Here is a 19,922-nt window from a genome sequence, read left to right on the forward strand (position 1 = left end):
AAAATCTTTGACAAAAAATGTTCTATATAGTAGAATAAGCGCAAACTTCTATATCGTATATTTTAGAAAGAAGAAAAATGAGTAAAAAAGTAATCAATGGTGGGTTTTACATCGGGAAAATTCATCGTTTGTCCAATCGACTGATGAATCACATTTTGTTAGAACGCGGGATTCAAGCTTTTAATGGAGAACAGGGACGCATTTTGCACGCGCTTTGGCAAAAAGATTATCAAAGTCAAACGGAACTGTCAGAGCAGACCGGCTTGACACTGAATACTCTTACTAAAATGATTGACCGAATGATTAGCATGAAACTTGTGGAGCGGTGCTCTCATGAAAAAGATAAGCGAAAAAAGATGATTTGTTTGACGGGCTATGCCAAAGGTCTGCAAGATGAGTATAATGCGATTTCTAAGGAAATAATTGAAATCTTTTACAGCGGATTTTCTGACCTAGAAATTGATGAATTTGAGACTTATTTGGAGCGTATCGTGGCAAATTTAACCAAGCCAAGAAAGGATGAAGCATGAACGAGTTCATTAAATTAGTGACCAATCAATGGCAGTTTCTATTTAGTCTGGTGTGGGATCATGTCTGGATATCGGGCTTGTCTATCTTGCTTGCTTTAATTTTGGGAGTTAGGCTTGGAATTTTCATCAGTTTCAAAAAAAGCTGGGCTGGTGTCGTTATCGGAATAGTGAATATTCTTTATACAATCCCCTCCATTGCCCTTTTAGGGATTTTGATTTCAATTACAGGAATTGGTAACAAAACAGCAATTGTAGCTTTAACCTTGTATGCACTTTTACCTATGGTACGGAGCACTTATACAGGTATTACAGGTGTTGATCCGCTTCTCGTTGAAGCAGCAGAAGGAATGGGTTCTACTCGCAAGCAGATTTTAACCAAGGTTCAGTTGCCACTTGCCTTTCCGGTCATGATGTCTGGTTTTCGCAATATGGTGACGATGACCATTGCGCTAGCTGGGATTGCCTCTTTCGTCGGTGCTGGCGGTCTGGGGGTTGCAATCTACCGTGGGATTACCACTAATAATCAAACCTTGACCTTGGTCGGAAGTATTTTAGTAGCTTTGTTGGCATTGGTCTTTGATTTTCTCCTTTCTTTGGTTGAAAAATCAATCTTACGTCATAAAAAAGTATCTAAAAAATGGTTAGCTGTTTTCAGCTCTATAGTTCTTTTGATGGCAGGAATTATCGCATTTTTGCAAATGAATCCAATGGGTGGAACGGTCAAAATTGCGACCAAGCCACAGACAGAAAACTATATCTTAGGGGAAATGCAAAAGCAAGTTATTGAAGAATACACCAATCTGAAGGTCAAAATGACCAAAGGTGTTGGTGGTGGTACCTCAAATATTCATCCAGCAATGGTTAAAGGTGAATTTGATATTTATGCTGAATACACCGGTACAATCTGGGAAGTTATTCTCAAAAAATCAGGCTCGTATGATGAAAGTCAATTTAAGACGCTTGAAAGTCAATACCGCAAGAAATATCAACTTACATGGGCAAATACATTTGGCTTTAATAACACATATGGCTTAGCCGTTCGCAAGGATGTAGCAGAAAAATACAATATTAAAACCTTTAGTGATTTAGCCAAAGTTAGTCCTAATTTAACTTTTGGTGCAGAGTATGACTTCTTTGGTCGTGAAGACGGTTTTGCACGTTTGCAATCTACCTATGGTATGAAGTTCAAATCTCAAGTGGATATGGATAGTGGATTGAAATATCAGGCTATTAAATCCGGAAAAGTTGATGCGATTGATATTTTTACCACAGATGGACAGCTTTATGGTGCCAATCTAGTGGTTTTGAAAGATGATAAAAAAATCTATCCTTCTTATCGGGCAGGAACAGTTGTTCGAGAAGCCACTCTTAAAAAATACCCACAATTGAAAAAGGCATTAGCGAAATTAGACGGTATTTTAACGGATAGTAAAATGGCAGAACTAAATCATAAAGTAGAAAATGACAAAGAAGAGCCTGCTAAAGTTGCTCGTGACTATCTTATAGAGAAAGGAATTTTGAAGAAATGATTGAATATAAAAATGTCAGCAAGTCATATGGAAATCAAGACATTATCAAAAATCTAAATCTAAAGATTGAAGACGGCACTTTTCTGACAGTTGTGGGGACTTCTGGCTCAGGCAAAACGACATTGTTAAAGATGATAAATGGTTTGGTCAAGCCGAATCAAGGGCAAATCCTTATCAATGGTCAAGATGTTCAGGACACGGATTTGATTGAATTGCGACGAAACATCGGTTATTCGATTCAAGGAAATGGGCTTTTTCCGCATTTGACAGTTGCCGAGAATATCGCTTATGTCTTGAATTTGCAAAAGAAAAATCAGGCAGAAATAGAGAAGATTATCAATAAAAAGTTAGCTATGCTTGGTTTGGATGCCCAACTAAAAAATCGCTATCCAGCAGCTCTTTCTGGCGGACAGGCGCAACGAGTGGGGATTGCACGTGCATTAGCTGCAACTCCTAATATTTTGCTAATGGATGAGCCTTTTGGAGCAGTGGATGCTATTACGCGCTATCAACTGCAGCATGAGTTGAAATCCTTGCATGAAGAAACCGGAATTACAGTTGTATTTATCACACACGATATAGCAGAAGCTTTGAAACTAGGTACGAAAATCCTCGTTTTAGATAAGGGAGAAATCCAGCAATATGGCACGCCAGAGGAAATCAAACAACAGCCAGCTAATGAATTTGTAAGAAAATTGCTCGAATTAGCTAGTTAAAGAGAAGTTCTATGAATCAAAAAATGAAAGCCATGGTGATTTATGATTCTGGTGGTCCAGAAAAATTTGTTCTAGAAGAACGAGAAATCCCGAATGTAAAAGAAGGATGACCTTAGTCAAAGCCAAGGGTTTTGGTATCAATCATTCAGAAATTGTCACTCGAAAAGGTTTATCTCCAACTGTTCAATTCCCTCGTATTTTAGGGATTGAGTGTGTAGGACAAGTAGTTGAAACGACAAGGAGAGATTTACAAATTGGACAAAAAATTGTCTCTATCATGGGTGAAATGGGACGTGCTTTTGACGGTTCTTATGCTGAATATGCTCTACTTCCAAATGAGCAGATTTATCCCGTAGATAGCCAATTACCTTGGTCTGAGTTAGCGGCGGTACCGGAGACCTATTATACCGCTTTTGGCTCTTTCAAAAATCTGCAGATAAAAGAAGGAGATTCAATCCTAGTCCGAGCTGCGACAAGTGGTGTTGGATTAGCTTTCTTAAAATTGGTAAAGGCGCAATTCCCACAGAATCGTGTAGTTGGTGCAGTTCGTTCTCTCGCAAAAAAAGATTTGCTTCAACAACAAGGCTTTGATGAGATTATTTTAGATGAAAAAGGAGTTTTGCAAACCGAGGAAAAGTTTGATAAAATCCTTGAATTAGTCGGTCCGGCTACTCTAAAAAATTCATTTGACCATATTCAAAGTGCAGGAATTATCTGTAATACTGGGCAATTAGGTGGCAAATGGTATGTAGAGGAGTTTGACCCAATCGTAGAAATAAAAAATAATAGTTTTTTGACGAGTTTTTATTCAGGCAATGTGAGCCAGTAGCTTATTGATGAACTTTTTAGTTATATTGATGCTTACCAAATAAATGTATCTCCTCAACGAATCTTTTCGTTAGAGCAAATCCCAGCAGCCCATTCTTATATCGAAAGTCAAGCGGGATTTGGGAAAGTGGTCGTCTTAAATGATTAACTAGAAAAAATGAAAAGTGTGCAAATGCATGCTTTTTTGAATTGACATACAGTATATCTACGCCTATAATGAAAATTAGAAAATTCTATAAATGAGGCGATACAGATGAAAAAAAGGATTGGGATTTTATTAGTAGCGAGTTTGTTTCTTTTGACAGCTTGTGGGGGAAAGAAAACGAATGTGGAAACGAAACAAGAAGGAGAAGCAGCGTCTGCAAAAGTTGCGTCCTCTGAGCCAGCAAAGAAAAAAACAAAAGTTCATTATAATGGTTCTTACTATAGTGTAAAAGGAAAATACGATGAAATTGTCATCGCAAATAAACATTATCCATTATCTTCAGATTACAATCCTGGTGAAAATCCTACTGCTAAAGAAAAATTGCTGGAGTTGATTGCTGCTATGCAGCGCAAAGGCTATCCTATCAGTCATCAATATAGCGGTTTTCGTAGTTACCAAACGCAGGTTACTCTTTATCAAAATTATGTCAATCAAGACGGGAAAGAAGCAGCAGATCGTTATTCTGCCCGACCTGGCTATAGTGAACATCAAACGGGCTTGGCATTTGACTTGATTGGCACAGACGGAAATCTAGTAACCGAAGAAAAGGCGAGCCAATGGCTTTTGAAACATGCAGCCGAATATGGATTTGTCGTGCGCTATCTAAATGGGAAAGAAGACAAAACTGGATATATGCCAGAACAATGGCATCTGCGTTATGTTGGGAAAGAAGCAAAAGCGATTGCGGATTCAGGACTATCTTTAGAAGAGTATTTCGGCTTTTCCGGGGGAGATTATAAGGATTAAAGTTGAACACAAGGAGACAATACACATGAAAATCTACACAATGAACCCTACTATTGATGTCGTGGAAACACCTGTTGAAGAAACTAGCCGCATCATCCGTCACCTTCACTTAGGAGAAGGAAAAATAATTCCCGAACACAAGACTGATGCTTTGGTGACTGTTGTCTGTCTAGAAGGAAAGGTTGATTTTACATCATCTGGTCAAACAGTTCAACTTGTTCCCGGAAGTTTTTTAACCATGGAACCAAATGAACTTCATAGTTTATATGGTGTAAAAGATAGCCATGTATTGGTTATTCAACAATTAAAATACTGAATGTGAAAAAAGGTAAAAACTTGGAAGTCATACTGTCGTAGATTCCAAGTTTTTTTGATTATATAAAAAAACCTTTCCCAAAATTGGAAAAGGCTTATTATCAACATTTTTGTAATGTAAATACGATTTTTATTTGAGACCGTATTTTTTGTTGAAACGATCCACACGTCCATCTGCTTGAGTGAATTTTTGACGTCCAGTATAGAATGGATGTGAGTCTGATGAAATTTCTACACGAATCAAAGGATAAGTGTTTCCATCTTCCCATTCAACAGTTTCGCTAGAATACTTAGTAGAACCACTAAGGAATTTGTAGCCAGTTGAAGTATCCATAAAGACAACGGGACGGTATTCAGGATGAATGTCTTTTCTCATTTTTAAAATTTCCTTTCTGCCATGGTCTCTCTGCGAGCCATAGATTCGTTACTTTGATAGTTTACCAAATTCTAGAGGATTTGACAAGTCTTTTCTACCAAATTATTTCCTTTTTGCCAATTCTTTCAATTCTTGATAAACTTCTTCGATTTCTTCTTTGGAGTAAGCATTGGCACCACTGGCAAGAGGATGACCGCCTCCGTCGTGTTTTTTAGCTACTTCATTAATCGGGATAAATTTACTCCTTAGCCGAACGCGATAATTGCCATTTTCTTGCTCAACAAAAATTCCCCATAATTCAACGCTGTCAATACGCCCTGGAGCTGAAACGATAGCAGAAGTGTCAGCATCTGTTAAATGATTGGCTTTGAGAAGTTCCTGAGTTAAAATGACACGTGCTGCACCATTTCCATCGACTTCTAAATGGTCATAAACATAGCCTTGAAGTTTAGCGATTTGATAGCTGAAAGAGTCCATTTTCCGCGCTAAAGCAGCAAAGTCAAAAGGATATTCGCGAAGTTTGCTGGCGATAGCCATAGTTCGGGCGGTTGTAGCAGGATATAGGAAACGCCCAGTATCACCAACGATTCCAGCATAAAGTAACTTAGCAGAATAATCATCTAGTTTTAGTTTATTTTCCAATGCAAAGAGAGCAATTAGCTCACTAGCACTACTAGAGCTAGTATCTACCCAAGAAATACCCCCGTAAATGTCATCGTTTGGATGATGATCGATTTTGATGAGAAAATCTCCTTTGCTGTACCGTTCGTCATCAATCCGAGCAGTATTTGCTGTATCACAAACAATAACTAAAGCATTCTTGTAATCATCATCTGAAACATCATCCATTTTAGCCAGCCAAGCAAGAGTAGGTTCAGTCTTTCCTGCTACTTTAATCTTTTTCTCAGGGAAATTGACTTGAAGTAATTTTTTCAAACCGACTTGACTTCCTAATGCATCAGGATCGGGTCGCATGTGACGATGGATGATGATTGTATCATATTCTTTAATTTTATGTAAAATTTGCTTGAAAATTTCCATATGATAACCTCCGCTCTACCTTTTATTCATTGTATCATAAGATAATTATTTTAAAAAGTAAAAGGGAAAAGTAGGGAACTTTAAGAGATTTGAAGTGCAACAATTTGTTCAATGTGTTATAATAAACTGATAGAATTTTTTGGAGGAAATTATGGCTTTAGCAAAAATTGTATTTGCGAGTATGACAGGAAATACAGAGGAAATCGCAGATATTGTAGCTGATAAATTAAAAGAACTTGGTTTAGAAGTAGATATTGATGAATGCACAACGGTTGATGCAGAGGAATTTCTAGAAGCAGATATTGCAATCGTTGCTTCTTATACATACGGTGACGGCGAGTTGCCTGATGAAATTGTTGATTTTTATGAAGATTTAGCTAGTCTTGACTTGACTGGAAAGATTTATGGTGTTGTCGGGTCAGGTGATACATTCTATGATGAGTTTTGTAAGGCAGTAGATGACTTTGATCGCGCTTTTGCAGCGACAGGTGCTGAAAAAGGTGCTGAAAATGTCAAAGTCGATCTATCAGCAGAAGATGAAGATATTGAAAATCTGGAGAAATTCGCTGAAGCATTAGCCGAAAAAGTACGGTAATCATGTAAGAAGGCTGGGAACTTTTCCTAGCCTTTTTAGCTTAATTTATTCGATTTTAGGCATATATTCTGACATTTCTAATATAGAATAGTATAATAAGAGAAGAGAATTTGTATCAATGGGAGGAATAAGATGACGAAAGAACGAGATTATGCCTTTGGATTTCATGACGATGTGAAACCTTTGTTCTCAACAGGCAAAGGTCTGACAGAAGAGGTTGTTCGTGAAATTTCTGAAATTAAAAATGAGCCACAATGGATGTTGGATTATCGCTTGCGTTCTTTAGAATTATTCCATAAATTGCCCATGCCTGATTTTGGACCAGATTTGTCCGGCATACGATTTGATGATATTGTCTATTATCAAAAATTAAGTGGGGATCGGGCTAGAAGTTGGGATGAGGTACCAGACGAAATCAAGAAAACCTTTGACCGTTTAGGTATTCCTGAGGCGGAACGTCAATTTTTGTCAGGGGCTGTTGCTCAGTATGAATCTGAAGTGGTCTATCACAATATGAAAGAAGAATTTGCCAAGCAAGGCATTATTTTTACCGATACCGACACGGCAGTACAAGAATATCCGGATTTGGTCAAAAAATACTTTGGAACAGTCATTTCTAATGCAGAACATAAATTTTCCGCTTTAAATAGTGCTGTTTGGTCAGGTGGTACATTTATCTATGTTCCTAAAAATGTTCAATGTCAGGTGCCAGTTCAGACCTATTTCCGTATTAATGGAGAGAATGCCGGTCAGTTTGAACGCTCGCTCATTATCGTAGAAGAGGGTGGCTCTATTCAATACATTGAGGGCTGTACAGCGCCGACTTATACGACCAATAGTCTTCATGCTGCAAATGTGGAAATTATTGTTAAAAAAGATGCTTTTTTCCGCTATACAACTATTCAAAACTGGTCAGACAATGTTTATAATCTGGTGACAGAGCGTGGAACGGTTGAAGAAGGCGGTACTTTGGAATGGATTGACGGAAATCTGGGCAGCAAGGTCAACATGAAATACCCTTGTAGCATTTTGAATGGACGTAATGCAAGAACTTCGGTCCTTTCCATGTCTTTTGCTAATTATGGTCAGCATTTGGATGCAGGCTGTAAAGTCTATCACAATGCGCCGAAGACTTCTAGCACATTGATTTCCAAGTCTGTTGCAAAAGACGGTGGTAAGACAGATTACCGCGGTCAAGTCCGTTTTGGCAAGAACAGCGCTGGTTCAAAGTCTCACATTGAGTGTGATACGATTCTCATGGATGATGAATCCAGCTCGGATACGATTCCATTTAATGAAATTCACAATTCAAATGTTGCACTTGAACACGAAGCTAAGGTTTCTAAGGTTTCAGAGGATCAGCTTTATTACCTCATGAGCCGTGGTATTAGCGAAGAAGAAGCAACCGCCATGATTATCAATGGTTTCATGGAACCGATCATCAAAGAACTTCCAATGGAATACGCAGTGGAGCTCAATCAGCTCATCAATATGAGTATGGAAGGCTCTGTAGGATAAAAGTAAAAACAGTCGTGAGGCTGTTTTTTGTTGAAACAAGAGAAAGAAAAAAGCACCGAATCGGTGCCACTTTTTAAGTTGAGTACGGACAAAGCCTTATTTTAACTTGCTGTGTTGTTTCGAATGGTTCCAAAACACAATACATTTTAATCATAGGGCTTGCAAATTTTTCCAATCGTGTTATAATACTTTTTAGAGACATATCACCTACAGGAAATCTTTCAGAGAGCGTGTGGAGCTGGGAATCACGCAGAGGATGTAGCTGGGACTACTCGATTTGTTTTTATGCAAATATAAAACGGTGGCTACGTTAGAGCCAATCAGAGGTGTCAACAAACTTTTTTGTTGTACATGAATGAAGGTGGAACCACGTTGCGACGTCCTTTTCGGGATGTCGTTTTTTTTATTTTGTTGAAGGGAGAAAAAGTTATGCTCTATATGATTGGCGGATCACCCTGCAGCGGGAAATCAACGCTCGCTTCCCTTCTTGCTCGGAAGTACGATTTGCTTCATATCAAGCTGGATGATTTGGTAGACGAGATGATGAGTCAAGCAAGTGTAGACTCACGACCGATTTGCCTTCTTAGACAGGACAGAAATCCGGAACAAATCTGGATGAGAAATCCAGAAGAGATGGCAGATGAAGAATGGCGCTTTTATGAAGAGATTTTTCCTTATGTGAAATCTTGCTTGATAAAAGATCAAGACAAAGCCCTCTTGGTGGAGGGAGCAGGGCTTCTGCCTCACCTGATAAAAAGTCTTGAAGAACCAGCGGTTTCCTATCTATGCTTGACTCCGACAGCTGATTTTCAGAAAAAGCATTATAAACAGAGAGAATGGGTTTCTTATGTCTTAGAGGGAACATCCAATCCTGAGCAAGCTTTTGAAAACTGGATGCAGCGAGACATTCTTTTTGCCCAAATGGTTCGGAAGGAAGCGATGGAATTAGGCTATCCTAGCCTCATAGCAGATGGTAGTCAATCAGAAAAGCAGACTGTGGAAGAGGTTGCTCGGCTTTTAAAATTGTCCAATATAAATAGAATAGATATTAAAGGAGAAAACTATGATTAATATTACTTTCCCAGACGGCGCTGTTCGTGAATACGAAAGCGGCAGCACAACATTTGATATTGCTCAGTCTATCAGCAATTCCTTGGCAAAGAAAGCATTGGCTGGTAAATTCAACGGCAAACTCATCGATACCACTCGTCCTATCACAGAAGACGGTAGCATCGAAATTGTGACACCTGACCACGAAGACGCCCTGCCTATCTTGCGTCACTCTGCTGCTCACCTCTTTGCCCAAGCTGCTCGTCGTCTTTTCCCAGACATTCACTTGGGAGTTGGTCCAGCTATTCAGGACGGATTTTACTATGATACGGACAATGCTGCTGGTCAGATTTCCAACGAAGATTTGCCTCGTATCGAAGAAGAAATGAAGAAGATTGTCAAGGAGAATTTCCCGTCAATTCGCGAAGAAGTGACAAAAGATCAGGCACGAGAAATTTTCAAGAATGATCCTTACAAGTTGGAATTGATTGAGGAGCATTCAGAAGACGAAGGTGGTTTGACAATCTACCGTCAAGGAGAATATGTGGATCTCTGTCGTGGACCTCATGTACCGTCAACTGGGCGTATTCAAATTTTCCATTTGTTAAATGTAGCGGGTGCATACTGGCGTGGAAACAGTGACAATGCTATGATGCAACGGATCTATGGAACAGCTTGGTTTGATAAGAAAGACCTAAAAAACTATCTCCAAATGCGTGAAGAAGCGAAGGAACGTGACCACCGTAAGCTCGGTAAAGAGTTGGATCTTTTCATGATTTCTCCTGAAGTTGGACAAGGACTTCCATTCTGGCTTCCAGATGGTGCGACTATTCGTCGTATTGTAGAGCGCTATATTACAGACCGTGAGGTTAATGATGGTTACCAACACGTGTATACGCCACCGCTTGCAAGTGTGGATTTATACAAGACTTCTGGTCACTGGGAACATTACCAAGAAGATATGTTCCCGCCAATGGATATGGGAGACGGTGAACAATTTGTTCTTCGTCCGATGAATTGCCCACACCATATTGAGGTCTATAAAAACCATGTGCATTCTTATCGTGAGCTGCCAATTCGTATTGCGGAACTTGGTATGATGCATCGTTTTGAAAAATCAGGTGCGCTCTCAGGACTTCAACGTGTTCGTGAAATGACGCTGAATGATTCTCACTTATTTGTCATGCCAGAGCAAATTCAAGAAGAATTTAAACATGTGCTGGATTTGATGATTGACGTTTACAAAGACTTCAACATTACAGATTATCGTTTCCGTCTGTCTTATCGTGACCCGAATGACAAGCATAAATATTTTGATAATGATGAAATGTGGGAAAATGCTCAACGCATGTTAAAAGGAGCAATGGATGACTTAGGTTTGGACTACTTTGAGGCAGAAGGCGAAGCTGCTTTCTACGGTCCTAAATTGGATGTCCAAGTAAAAACGGCTCTTGGAAATGAAGAAACCCTTTCCACTATTCAATTGGACTTCTTGCTACCAGAACGTTTCGACCTTCATTATGTCGGAGCAGACGGTGAAGAGCATCGTCCAGTCATGATTCACCGTGGTATTGTGTCTACTATGGAGCGCTTTATTGCTTACTTGATTGAAACATACAAAGGTGCTTTCCCAACTTGGCTTGCTCCTCATCAAGTGACAGTCATTCCGATTTCTAATGAAGCACATGCTGACTATGCTTGGAAAGTGGCGAAAGAACTGCGCAATCGTGGTGTCCGCGTGGATGTTGATGAACGCAATGAAAAAATGCAATACAAGATTCGTCAAAGTCAAACCCACAAAGTTCCTTATCAATTGATTGTAGGGGACAAGGAACAAGCAGACGGTACGGTGAATGTTCGTCGTTATGGCAGCAAACAAACGCATACAGAAACAGTTGCAGAATTTGTAGACCATATTTTGGCTGATATTGCTAGAAAATCACGCTCAGATGATAGTGAAAACTAAGCTAAAAAGTAGATGATAGGTTGCAATGATGACATGACTGGTTATAAAGATATGCAATAGAACATCATATCCTGTATGCTGTCGTCTCATTTTACAACCTTTCAATTTTTGAGCTTTAGAAAAAATGTATATCAAAAACTCTATTTCTAATTGAGGAAATCCCTTTTATAGAAATAGAGTTTTTTAGTTTACAATCGCCAAGCATCGTAATCAAAGGTTTGTAAAATCATATTCGTCATTTCTTCAGGCGTTTCTTTAGTGCCGCTTGAAATCCAGAGTGAGATAATGCCCTCTATGCTAGATAGAAAAACTTCAAGTGCATATTTTTCAGAAATGGGGAAATTTTCTTTTAAAAAGTGTTCGGTTTGAACTTTGTGCTGATCGTTCGTTAAAATACTAAGCATAAATTCACGGATTGTTTCACGGAAATTGAGGTAATGACTTTGAGAAACAGCATAAATTAGGTCATGGTTTTGTTGGAGATAGCTTAGATTGGTAATGGTTAGGTCATGTGTGTTTGTAGTTTCTTCAAAATTTTTACGTAATTGGGAAATAATTTCTTCTTTTAGTGTTTCAATTAGGTCGAATTTATCAAGATAATGAAGGTAGAAAGTTCCACGGTTGATACCTGCTCGTTGACAGAGTTTACTAACGGAAATTGTTTCAAATTTTTCTTCTAACAAGAGCTGAATGAGGGCTTCTCTGATATGCTGCTTGGTTGCTGTTTGTCGATTTTGTACCATAACACTCCTTAAATGAACACTCTGTTGATAATTGATGATTGCCTTTATGTTAAGTCTATTTTATAATAAAGATAGGATCTAATCAACAGCTTGTTTATTTAATTGGACATGGAAACTGAAAGAGGAAAAGACGATGGCTTATATTGAAATGAAGCATAGTTACAAACGATATCAAATGGGAGACACAGAAATTATTGCCAACAATGATATCTCTTTTGACATCGAAAAAGGAGAATTGGTCATCATTCTTGGAGCTTCTGGTGCTGGAAAATCGACGATTCTGAACATTCTTGGTGGAATGGACAGCAATGACGAGGGAGATGTCCTGATTGATGGGCAAAATATAGCACATTACAACGCTCACCAGTTGACGGACTATCGGAGAAATGATGTTGGTTTCGTCTTTCAATTTTATAATTTAGTTCCCAATCTGACGGCGTTAGAAAATGTTGAGCTAGCTTCAGAAATTGTTCAAGATGCACAGGATGCAGCAGAGGCACTAGCAGCAGTTGGTTTGGGAAATCGACTGCATAATTTTCCTGCTCAATTATCTGGCGGCGAGCAGCAACGGGTTTCCATTGCGCGTGCCGTGGCAAAAAATCCTAAAATTTTGCTTTGTGATGAACCAACAGGAGCATTGGACTATAAAACAGGTAAGCAAGTACTGCAAATCCTTCAAGATATGTCGCGCAAGCAAGGTGCGACAGTGATTATCGTGACTCACAATGGTGCGTTAGCTCCGATTGCAGACCGCGTGATTCGTATGCATGATGCACGGATTCAGTCCGTCACTTTGAATGAACATCCTCAAGATATTGCAAGTCTAGAGTATTAGTGAGGAGTGGTGATATGAAAAAATTCATTCTAAATAAGGATATCTGGCTCTCTTTTCGTCAGTCCAAAGGACGCTTTCTGTCCATTATGTTTTTGATGATGTTAGGTTCTTTTGCGCTAGTAGGACTGAAAGCAGCCAGTCCAGACATTGAAAATTCAGCCAATCGTTATCTTTCACAGATGAAAATGATGGATTTGGCAGTGATGTCAGATTATGGTATCAGCAAAGCTGACCAAAAAGAACTGAATGCAGTTCCAAATGCACAGGTAGAATATGGTTATTTTACAGATACGGTGGTTGGAGATAGCTCAACTTCTGTTCGAGTTTTTTCTCAGACAACTAATATTTCTAAGTTCAAGCTTGTCTCAGGTCATTTTCCAAGCAAGGAAAATCAAGTGGCTTTGGCTAGTTTTTATCAAGGAAAGTACAAGATTGGCGATAGCATTACTTTAAACGAGGAAGGAACCAATGATTATGCTTTGAAGCAGCATACCTTTACGGTGACGGGATTCGTCAATTCAAGTGAATTGGCTTCGACGATTTCTCTTGGCAATTCTAACTCAGGGAGTGGGACCTTATCTGCTTATGCAGTGGTGATGCCAAAAACATTTCAAAGTTCAGTCTATACAGTTGCTCGTTTGAAGTATGACGATTTAAAAGCACTTAATTCTTTTGGAGACTACTATCGAAAAAAGGTAAAACAGTATGAAAATGAGCTGGAAAAGCTAGTGGCTGATAATGGGAAAAATCGTTTGTCAGAGATAAAAAAACAAGCACAGACAAAAATTGCGGACGGAGAAGCAAACATTCGAACTTCTCAACAAGCATTGACAGATGCCAGACAGCAACTAGCGGTTGCACAGGATCAAATTGATCAAAAAAGAGCAGATTTAGAGGCTGCTCAAGGTCAGGTAACTGAAAAAGAAAGCTTACTTGCGCAAGGAGCTGCTCAAATTGCACAGGCTGAACAAACTTTAGCAAGCTCGAAAGAAAAATTAGATACAGCCACCGCTCAACTGTCTTCAGGTTGGGCACAATTGAACCAAACGAAAACCCAATTAGATCAGGCAGCTAGTCAATTGTCTGTTACAAAAGAAAATCTAGCAAACAGTCAAGCTACATTAGCCGCAGCACAGGTCGAATTAGAAAAAGGTCAAACGCAACTTGCGGCTGCAAAAGCTGATTTGCAGGTAAAGATAGCTGCGTTGCAAGCGCAAGGAATTGATCCAGCAACAGTGCCAGAAATTGTGGCAGCACAAACTAAACTAGCACAAGAAGAAACGAAATTAAATCTTGCGCGTGCAGAATTAGAAAAAAAACAAGCCGAGTTACAAGCTGGACTGGTACAGTATCAAAAACAAGAAGCAGTTTATCAAATTGGGTTTGTCCAATATCAATCTGCGGCTGAGGCATTGAATGCGAAACAAGCTGAATATGACGCAGGCTTGGCTCAATATCAAAGTGGTCAGGCAACCTTAAGAAATAAACAAGTCGAATACCAAGCAGGTCAAGCCCAATTGGTGCAAGCAAAACAACAAATCGCAGATGGTCAGACGCAATTGAACCAAGTTCAGGCAACATTGAACGATAAAAAAACTGAATACGAAAAGCAAAAGAAAGATGCTGAAACAAAAATAAAAAATGGGCAAGCAGACATTCAAAAGGCAAAAGATGAAGTAGCTGGCTTGTCTGTACCAACCTACCACGTGTATACACGTCGGACATTTCCAGGAGCTGACGAGTACACAACAACGGGGAATCGTGCTTATGGAATCTCAGCTGTAGGGAATGCTTTCCCGATTGTACTATATCTGGTAGCTGCCCTTGTAACGGTAACGACAATGACACGTTTTGTCAGCGAAGAACGCACAAATGCAGGTGTTTTAAAAGCTTTGGGTTATCGGAACCAAGATGTCGTTAAGAAATTTGTCATCTATGGCTTGGTTTCAAGCTTGCTAGGTACAGTAATAGGAAGTTTGTTAGGTACTTATTTCTTACCCTACATCTTAGGGAAAACGATTTTTAAAACCTCCACTTATCCAGCATTGCGATTAGACTTTTATTGGGGAATTAGTCTCATTGCTTTCGTGTGCTCGGTCTTGTGTGGTGTTGTACCAGCCCTTTATATTGCTCACAAAGAGTTGAAAGAAAAACCATCTCAATTATTGTTGCCTAAGGCACCTACCAAAGGCTCAAAAATCTTGCTAGAGCGGATTGACTTCATTTGGCGTCGACTCAGCTTTACGCAAAAAGTGACAGCTCGAAATATCTTTCGTTACAAGCAAAGAATGTTGATGACCATTTTTGGTGTGGCAGGCTCCGTCGCCCTTTTATTTGCTGGTCTCGGTTTGTCATCTTCTATGGCAGGTATAGGAAATCGTCAGTATGGAGAAATTATCAAATATGATGCGGTCATTTCGCAAAAACAGCATCTCAAATCAGACGAGCAAGCAGCAATCAATCATTTATTAGCAGATAAAAAAATAGCTAAAAAACGCGGTATTTATCAAGAAACATTTACCAAAAAAATCAAGGGTACTAAAGATGAACAGTCTCTCGCGTTATTTGTGACAACAGGCAAGGATTTTCATCATTTCATAGAGTTATATGATAGTCAAAGCAAAGCGAGCTTGAACTTGTCTTCGCATGGAGCGGTCATTTCTCAGAAATTAGCAACCATTATGCATGTTTCTGTTGGAGATACTTTTGAGGTGACATCCAACGAAGGAAAACGCTATAAAATCAAAGTTTCTGGTATCACTGAAATGTACGCAGGGCATTTTATCTTTATGAATCAGGACTATTATCAAACGGTATTTGCTCGTAAGTTCCAAGAAAATGCTTATCTGATAAAATTGAAAGATTCCTCTAGTAAAAATGTACAAGATACCGCAGCAGCCTTCATGAAATTAACAGGCGTGCGAGCAGTCGTACAAAATACAGGCATTTTGAAACAAATTGATGTCATTGTTAAATCTCTTGGCTTTGTAATGCAGATTTTAACTTTTGTCTCTATTTTACTAGCCGTTGTGATTCTTTACAACTTGATGAATATCAATGTTGCAGAGCGGATTCGAGAATTATCAACGATTAAAGTATTGGGATTTCATAATAAAGAAGTCACGCTTTATATTTATCGAGAGACCATTCTTTTGTCTGTTATTGGTATTATTGTAGGCTTGTTTTTGGGGAATATCTTACATCGCTCCCTTTTAGAGACGATTGCTCCAGATGCCTTTCTTCTCAATCCGACCGTATCGGTGTTTGTATATCTTGTGCCAGTCTTTTCTATCATCATGATTTTGATTATCTTAGGCTTTATGGTCAATGCAATATTGAGACGCATTGACATGTTGGAAGCATTGAAATCAGTAGATTGATGAGGCAGTAAAACTTTCACTCAAACTTGGGAGTGGAAGTTTTTTCTTGGTTTGTTATAATATTTTTATAAAGGACAGACGAAACGATACAATGAAACGAAAAATTGCTTTATTATCAGATATTCATGGGAATACGACAGCTTTAGAAGCTGTGTTAGCAGATGCCAAAAAGGAACAGGTGACCGATTACTGGTTTTTGGGAGATTTGTTGGCGCCGGGAACGGGGCGAAGGAAGATTCTTGACTTAATGGCTGCTTTGCCAATCAGTCTCCAAGTACGGGGAAATTGGGAAGATAGCATTTGGAATGCTCTTCATGGGAAATTAGATATCAGTCGCCCTAGTCATTTATATATGGTTTGTTTATGCCAGTATCTTTTGGAAGAAGTCACACCTGAAGAACTAGACCGATTGCATGAATTGCCTTCGCAGCTTTTGACAAAAGTTGGCGATTTAGAAATCGCTGTGACTCATCATTTGCCAGATAAAAATTGGGGCCGAGAGTTGATTCACATTGGTCAACAAGAGAACTTTGATCGCCTGTTTGAAGGAAATCATTGTGCAATTGCTATTTATGGTCATATTCATCAGCAATTTCTTCGTTATGCGACGGGTGGACAGATGATTATCAATCCAGGCTCTATCGGTCAGCCTTTCTTTCTAGATGCTTGTTTGCGAAAGGATCTGCGAGCTCAGTATGCTATTTTAAAAATTGATGAACAAGGCTTAGCGGATGTTGACTTTAGGCGAGTCGCTTATGATGTAAATAAAGAACTGGAAATGGCGAGAGAGTATAAGCTTCCCTATTATGAAGTGTACTACGAAAGTCTGGTCAATGGAATTCATCATACGCATAACCATGATTTACTTCGGGCGATTAGTGAGCGAGAAGATTATGTTGCGCATCTCAAGGAGTTTTTTGAGAAGTAATACTTGAAGTTACAACGTAAATAAAGTATACTAGTAATAGAATCAGCAAATGAAGGGAGTTTTTACATGCAAATTTCGAGTCGCTTTACCATTGCTACGCACATGTTGACTGTTATAGCACTAGAATGTCAAGAACATAAGGTAACTAGTGATTTTTTAGCTGATAGCGTTGGAGTAAATCCTGTCATTATTCGCAAGACATTATCACAATTGAAAAGTGCAGATTTGATTTCTGTAGCGCGTGGAACGGGCGGAGCTATCATCAGAAAAGATTTAAAAGACATTACCCTCTTGGATGTCTATCAAGCAGTAGAAAGTCTAGGCAAATCTGGGCAACTCTTTAGCTTTCATGAACATCCCAATCCATCTTGTCCCATTGGCAGAAATATTCATTTAGTTTTAGATGATAAATTAGCAGAAATTCAAGCAGCAATGGAAAAAGAATTGAGCAAGACCAGTCTGGCAGATGTCGTTGCATCTGCCCAAGAAGAGATAAAAAAGCAATCCGTTTCGTGAGGAATGGATTGTTTTTTGGAATAATCTTGAAAGTTCTAAGTTGTAACTATTGACATTACAACTAAATGTGATATACTGTTGTTGTAATATAAAAAGTTACAACCAAAAATAACAAACAATTTCGGAGGAAATCACTATGAAAATCGCAGTCGTAGCAGCAAATGGAAAAGCAGGGCAACTCATCGTTGAAGAAGCTGTAAAACGTGGACACGATGTAACAGCTATTGTTCGTTCTGAAAATAAAACACAAGCACAGCACCTACTTAAAAAGGACTTATTTGATTTGATAAAAGAAGATTTGGCAGGTTATGATGTGGTCGCTACAGCTTTTGGGGCTTGGACACCAGAAACGTTGCCACTTCACAGCAAATCTATTGAGCATTTCAATGATTTGTTGGCAGGCACAAGTATGCGTTTACTAGTTGTGGGTGGTGCTGGTAGTCTTTATGTTGATAAGGAAAAGAAAGTCCGCTTGGTAGATACAGCAGAATTTCCTGCAGATTATAAACTACTTGCTAGTGCTCAAGCCTATGAATTGGACTTGCTTCGTACAAAGAAAGATTTGAATTGGACCTTTGTCAGCCCAGCAGCAGAATTTATACCAGATGGTGCTCGTACGGGTGAGTATATCTTAGCGGGCGATTTCTTTACAGTTAATGAAGCAGGAGAAAGTAAGATTTCTTATGCTGATTACGCTATTGCTTTTGTCGATGAAATCGAATCTGGAAAACATATTCAAGAACGGATTTCAGTTTTAGGAAAATAGAAAACAGATGAAGTGCTCTGTACTTATTTAGGAGGAATATAATGAATTATCCCTATAAAAGTCATATTTATTTAGCTGAAGTTGTACTCAATGTTCAAAATCTTGAACGACAAACAACTTTTTATCATCAGATACTAGGTCTGGAAATTTTGCTCCAGACAGAACAAGAAGTCATTCTTGGTCGTGGCGAAAAAGCTTTAGTACACTTGAGGGAAGTTCAAGATAAAACTCCGATTCGTCAGCTTTACGGTCTTTATCACATGGCGCTTCTCTTGCCTTCTCGTCAGGACTTGGCTGATATTCTAAAACATTTGCTAGAATATCAGATTCCTTTGGTAGGAGGAGCAGATCATGGTTACAGTGAAGCTATTTATCTGGAAGATTTGGAAGGAAATGGCATCGAACTTTATTGGGACAAGCCAGTGTCCGAGTGGGATATTCGTGAAGATGGTCGGATTATCGGAGTGACCGAAGAGCTGGACGCTCAATCCATTTATGAACTGGGTCGAGAGTTAGAGCCTTTCACAATCGCTGCAGGAACTCGCATGGGTCATATTCACCTGTCGGTGAACAATGGCAGAGCTGCTAGTCAATTTTATCAAGCAGTATTGGGCTTGTCTGAAAAATTTAGCCTTCCTTCAGCCAGTTGGCTTGCTTCTGGTGCTTATCATCACCATTTAGCCGTTAATGAATGGGGAGGACCTAATTTAGAACAGCGTCAACCTGACCAGCTGGGTCTGGCCTATTTTACCGCAGAAGTAACTGATAAGGAGCAATTGGTTGCTATCCATGAACAAGCTCAAACTAAGGGCGGAAGAAGTGAGTGGTTGTCCTCGTCAGAACTCCTTTTTACCGACCAAAATGGGATTGCTTTTTTGGTGCGCAAGGTCAAGTAGGAGGAATATAATGGATTACCTTAAAACTTTGGTTCAAGAGATTCGCTCGGTTGTGGTGGCAACAGTTGATGAGGCAGGAAATCCTCGTACTTCTGTTATAGTTATGATGCTTGAAGATGGACAGACTGTTTATTTCTTGACAGCCTCCTTTAAGTCATTGTTTAAACATTTGAAAGATGATGGACGTGCGTCGGTGACTGGTATGAAGCAGGTGAATGGTACCATGGAGCGCAAGTCCATTACTTTGATAGGTCAGGCAGAGCATATAGGCAAAGAAAAGCTGGAGGAACTTCTTGCAACGAATCCCTATATGTATGACATTTATCCAACAGAAGAAGGGCGTTCCTTTCTAGAAGTCTTTCGTTTTAAGCGTGCAAAGGGAGAATTTTATGATTTAAGCCAACTGCCCCCTTTTCAAGATAATTTTGAAATTAAACTGTAA

Annotated in this window: 18 protein-coding genes and 3 pseudogenes; 18 read left to right on the forward strand and 3 right to left on the reverse strand. The window is 39.2% G+C overall.

Annotation, left to right across the window (positions count from 1 at the left end; translation table 11 throughout):
• Positions 1-77: 77 nt before the first annotated feature.
• The 6 genes and pseudogenes from ABKA15_RS03075 to ABKA15_RS03100 all read left to right on the forward strand — a co-directional run bounded on the left by ABKA15_RS03075 (position 78) and on the right by ABKA15_RS03100 (position 4,871).
• On the forward strand, positions 78-530 hold the full coding sequence (locus ABKA15_RS03075; protein WP_049514374.1) for a MarR family transcriptional regulator: 453 nt from the start codon (positions 78-80) through the stop codon (positions 528-530).
• Positions 527-2,059, forward strand: coding sequence for a glycine betaine ABC transporter substrate-binding protein (locus tag ABKA15_RS03080; protein ID WP_049514373.1), 1,533 nt, complete (start codon positions 527-529; stop codon positions 2,057-2,059). Before ABKA15_RS03075 ends, ABKA15_RS03080 begins: the two co-directional genes overlap by 4 nt.
• Positions 2,056-2,775: an ABC transporter ATP-binding protein gene (locus tag ABKA15_RS03085; RefSeq protein WP_049514372.1), complete on the forward strand. Its 720-nt coding sequence runs from the start codon at positions 2,056-2,058 to the stop codon at positions 2,773-2,775. The genes ABKA15_RS03080 and ABKA15_RS03085 overlap by 4 nt, the downstream gene beginning before the upstream one ends.
• Positions 2,776-2,786: 11 nt before the next feature.
• A pseudogene (locus ABKA15_RS03090) lies at positions 2,787-3,751 on the forward strand (zinc-binding dehydrogenase).
• 186 nt (positions 3,752-3,937) lie between these two features.
• A pseudogene (ldcB, locus tag ABKA15_RS03095) lies at positions 3,938-4,555 on the forward strand (LD-carboxypeptidase LdcB/DacB); the annotation flags it as partial.
• Between the two features lie 25 nt (positions 4,556-4,580).
• Positions 4,581-4,871: an AraC family ligand binding domain-containing protein gene (locus ABKA15_RS03100; protein ID WP_049514370.1), complete on the forward strand. Its 291-nt coding sequence runs from the start codon at positions 4,581-4,583 to the stop codon at positions 4,869-4,871.
• A gap of 129 nt (positions 4,872-5,000) precedes the next feature.
• Here ABKA15_RS03100 and ABKA15_RS03105 read toward each other — a convergent pair whose 3' ends face one another.
• Together ABKA15_RS03105 and ABKA15_RS03110 are read right to left on the reverse strand one after the other, a co-directional pair.
• Complete coding sequence (locus ABKA15_RS03105; protein ID WP_003023866.1) at positions 5,001-5,246, reverse strand: type B 50S ribosomal protein L31; 246 nt, start codon at positions 5,244-5,246, stop codon at positions 5,001-5,003.
• A gap of 102 nt (positions 5,247-5,348) precedes the next feature.
• Positions 5,349-6,287: a bifunctional oligoribonuclease/PAP phosphatase NrnA gene (locus tag ABKA15_RS03110; protein WP_049514369.1), complete on the reverse strand. Its 939-nt coding sequence runs from the start codon at positions 6,285-6,287 to the stop codon at positions 5,349-5,351.
• Between the two features lie 151 nt (positions 6,288-6,438).
• Here ABKA15_RS03110 and ABKA15_RS03115 point away from each other — a divergent pair, with 151 nt between their 5' ends.
• From ABKA15_RS03115 to thrS, 5 genes and pseudogenes are all read left to right on the forward strand, one after another.
• Positions 6,439-6,882: a flavodoxin gene (locus tag ABKA15_RS03115; protein ID WP_003030007.1), complete on the forward strand. Its 444-nt coding sequence runs from the start codon at positions 6,439-6,441 to the stop codon at positions 6,880-6,882.
• 132 nt (positions 6,883-7,014) lie between these two features.
• Entirely contained in the window at positions 7,015-8,400 is a 1,386-nt protein-coding gene (gene sufB, locus ABKA15_RS03120; RefSeq protein WP_049514368.1) for a Fe-S cluster assembly protein SufB, read from the forward strand.
• Positions 8,401-8,662: 262 nt separating this feature from the next.
• Positions 8,663-8,787, forward strand: a pseudogene (locus ABKA15_RS03125) (AAA family ATPase); the annotation flags it as partial.
• 42 nt (positions 8,788-8,829) lie between these two features.
• Positions 8,830-9,471 (forward strand): ATPase AAA, encoded by a 642-nt coding sequence (locus tag ABKA15_RS03130; RefSeq protein WP_049514426.1) that lies wholly within the window; start codon positions 8,830-8,832, stop codon positions 9,469-9,471.
• A complete protein-coding gene (gene thrS / locus ABKA15_RS03135) occupies positions 9,464-11,416 on the forward strand; it encodes a threonine--tRNA ligase (protein WP_186832666.1) in 1,953 nt (650 codons plus the stop codon). The genes ABKA15_RS03130 and thrS overlap by 8 nt, the downstream gene beginning before the upstream one ends.
• A 188-nt stretch (positions 11,417-11,604) precedes the next feature.
• Here the strand turns inward: thrS and ABKA15_RS03140 are convergent, their stop codons facing one another.
• The gene (locus ABKA15_RS03140) at positions 11,605-12,159 is read right to left on the reverse strand and encodes a TetR/AcrR family transcriptional regulator (RefSeq protein WP_186832665.1); all 555 of its coding nucleotides are present in this window, start codon (positions 12,157-12,159) and stop codon (positions 11,605-11,607) included.
• A gap of 133 nt (positions 12,160-12,292) precedes the next feature.
• On the opposite strand from ABKA15_RS03140, the gene ABKA15_RS03145 reads away from it, so the two are divergent.
• The 7 genes from ABKA15_RS03145 (at position 12,293) to ABKA15_RS03175 (ending at position 19,922) form a co-directional block, all read left to right on the forward strand.
• Positions 12,293-12,994, forward strand: coding sequence for an ABC transporter ATP-binding protein (locus ABKA15_RS03145; protein WP_049507924.1), 702 nt, complete (start codon positions 12,293-12,295; stop codon positions 12,992-12,994).
• A 14-nt stretch (positions 12,995-13,008) separates the two neighbouring features.
• Positions 13,009-16,374, forward strand: a complete 3,366-nt coding sequence (locus tag ABKA15_RS03150; protein ID WP_350015379.1) for an FtsX-like permease family protein — start codon at positions 13,009-13,011, stop codon at positions 16,372-16,374.
• Positions 16,375-16,465: 91 nt separating this feature from the next.
• The gene (locus ABKA15_RS03155; RefSeq protein ID WP_049514362.1) at positions 16,466-17,302 is read left to right on the forward strand and encodes a metallophosphoesterase family protein; all 837 of its coding nucleotides are present in this window, start codon (positions 16,466-16,468) and stop codon (positions 17,300-17,302) included.
• A gap of 66 nt (positions 17,303-17,368) precedes the next feature.
• The gene (locus ABKA15_RS03160; protein WP_049514361.1) at positions 17,369-17,818 is read left to right on the forward strand and encodes an Rrf2 family transcriptional regulator; all 450 of its coding nucleotides are present in this window, start codon (positions 17,369-17,371) and stop codon (positions 17,816-17,818) included.
• Between the two features lie 136 nt (positions 17,819-17,954).
• Positions 17,955-18,584: an NAD(P)-dependent oxidoreductase gene (locus ABKA15_RS03165; protein WP_350015380.1), complete on the forward strand. Its 630-nt coding sequence runs from the start codon at positions 17,955-17,957 to the stop codon at positions 18,582-18,584.
• A gap of 41 nt (positions 18,585-18,625) precedes the next feature.
• Positions 18,626-19,480 carry a VOC family protein gene (locus tag ABKA15_RS03170; RefSeq protein ID WP_106388056.1) on the forward strand — a complete coding sequence of 285 codons (855 nt, stop codon included), beginning with the start codon at positions 18,626-18,628 and terminating at the stop codon, positions 19,478-19,480.
• Between the two features lie 10 nt (positions 19,481-19,490).
• Positions 19,491-19,922 (forward strand): pyridoxamine 5'-phosphate oxidase family protein, encoded by a 432-nt coding sequence (locus ABKA15_RS03175; protein WP_186832662.1) that lies wholly within the window; start codon positions 19,491-19,493, stop codon positions 19,920-19,922.

This window comes from Streptococcus sp. KHUD_010 (genome assembly GCF_040207525.1).
Lineage (GTDB): Bacteria > Bacillota > Bacilli > Lactobacillales > Streptococcaceae > Streptococcus > Streptococcus hominis.

What these genes read in the sequence shown, in the direction of transcription:
- ABKA15_RS03075 (WP_049514374.1), top strand. Translation starts at nt 78, where the DNA reads ATGAGTAAAAAAGTAATCAATGGTGGGTTTTACATCGGGAAAATTCAT.
- ABKA15_RS03080 (WP_049514373.1), top strand. Translation starts at nt 527, where the DNA reads ATGAACGAGTTCATTAAATTAGTGACCAATCAATGGCAGTTTCTATTT.
- ABKA15_RS03085 (WP_049514372.1), top strand. Translation starts at nt 2,056, where the DNA reads ATGATTGAATATAAAAATGTCAGCAAGTCATATGGAAATCAAGACATT.
- ABKA15_RS03100 (WP_049514370.1), top strand. Translation starts at nt 4,581, where the DNA reads ATGAAAATCTACACAATGAACCCTACTATTGATGTCGTGGAAACACCT.
- ABKA15_RS03105 (WP_003023866.1), bottom strand. Translation starts at nt 5,246, where the DNA reads ATGAGAAAAGACATTCATCCTGAATACCGTCCCGTTGTCTTTATGGAT.
- ABKA15_RS03110 (WP_049514369.1), bottom strand. Translation starts at nt 6,287, where the DNA reads ATGGAAATTTTCAAGCAAATTTTACATAAAATTAAAGAATATGATACA.
- ABKA15_RS03115 (WP_003030007.1), top strand. Translation starts at nt 6,439, where the DNA reads ATGGCTTTAGCAAAAATTGTATTTGCGAGTATGACAGGAAATACAGAG.
- sufB (WP_049514368.1), top strand. Translation starts at nt 7,015, where the DNA reads ATGACGAAAGAACGAGATTATGCCTTTGGATTTCATGACGATGTGAAA.
- ABKA15_RS03130 (WP_049514426.1), top strand. Translation starts at nt 8,830, where the DNA reads ATGCTCTATATGATTGGCGGATCACCCTGCAGCGGGAAATCAACGCTC.
- thrS (WP_186832666.1), top strand. Translation starts at nt 9,464, where the DNA reads ATGATTAATATTACTTTCCCAGACGGCGCTGTTCGTGAATACGAAAGC.
- ABKA15_RS03140 (WP_186832665.1), bottom strand. Translation starts at nt 12,159, where the DNA reads ATGGTACAAAATCGACAAACAGCAACCAAGCAGCATATCAGAGAAGCC.
- ABKA15_RS03145 (WP_049507924.1), top strand. Translation starts at nt 12,293, where the DNA reads ATGGCTTATATTGAAATGAAGCATAGTTACAAACGATATCAAATGGGA.
- ABKA15_RS03150 (WP_350015379.1), top strand. Translation starts at nt 13,009, where the DNA reads ATGAAAAAATTCATTCTAAATAAGGATATCTGGCTCTCTTTTCGTCAG.
- ABKA15_RS03155 (WP_049514362.1), top strand. Translation starts at nt 16,466, where the DNA reads ATGAAACGAAAAATTGCTTTATTATCAGATATTCATGGGAATACGACA.
- ABKA15_RS03160 (WP_049514361.1), top strand. Translation starts at nt 17,369, where the DNA reads ATGCAAATTTCGAGTCGCTTTACCATTGCTACGCACATGTTGACTGTT.
- ABKA15_RS03165 (WP_350015380.1), top strand. Translation starts at nt 17,955, where the DNA reads ATGAAAATCGCAGTCGTAGCAGCAAATGGAAAAGCAGGGCAACTCATC.
- ABKA15_RS03170 (WP_106388056.1), top strand. Translation starts at nt 18,626, where the DNA reads ATGAATTATCCCTATAAAAGTCATATTTATTTAGCTGAAGTTGTACTC.
- ABKA15_RS03175 (WP_186832662.1), top strand. Translation starts at nt 19,491, where the DNA reads ATGGATTACCTTAAAACTTTGGTTCAAGAGATTCGCTCGGTTGTGGTG.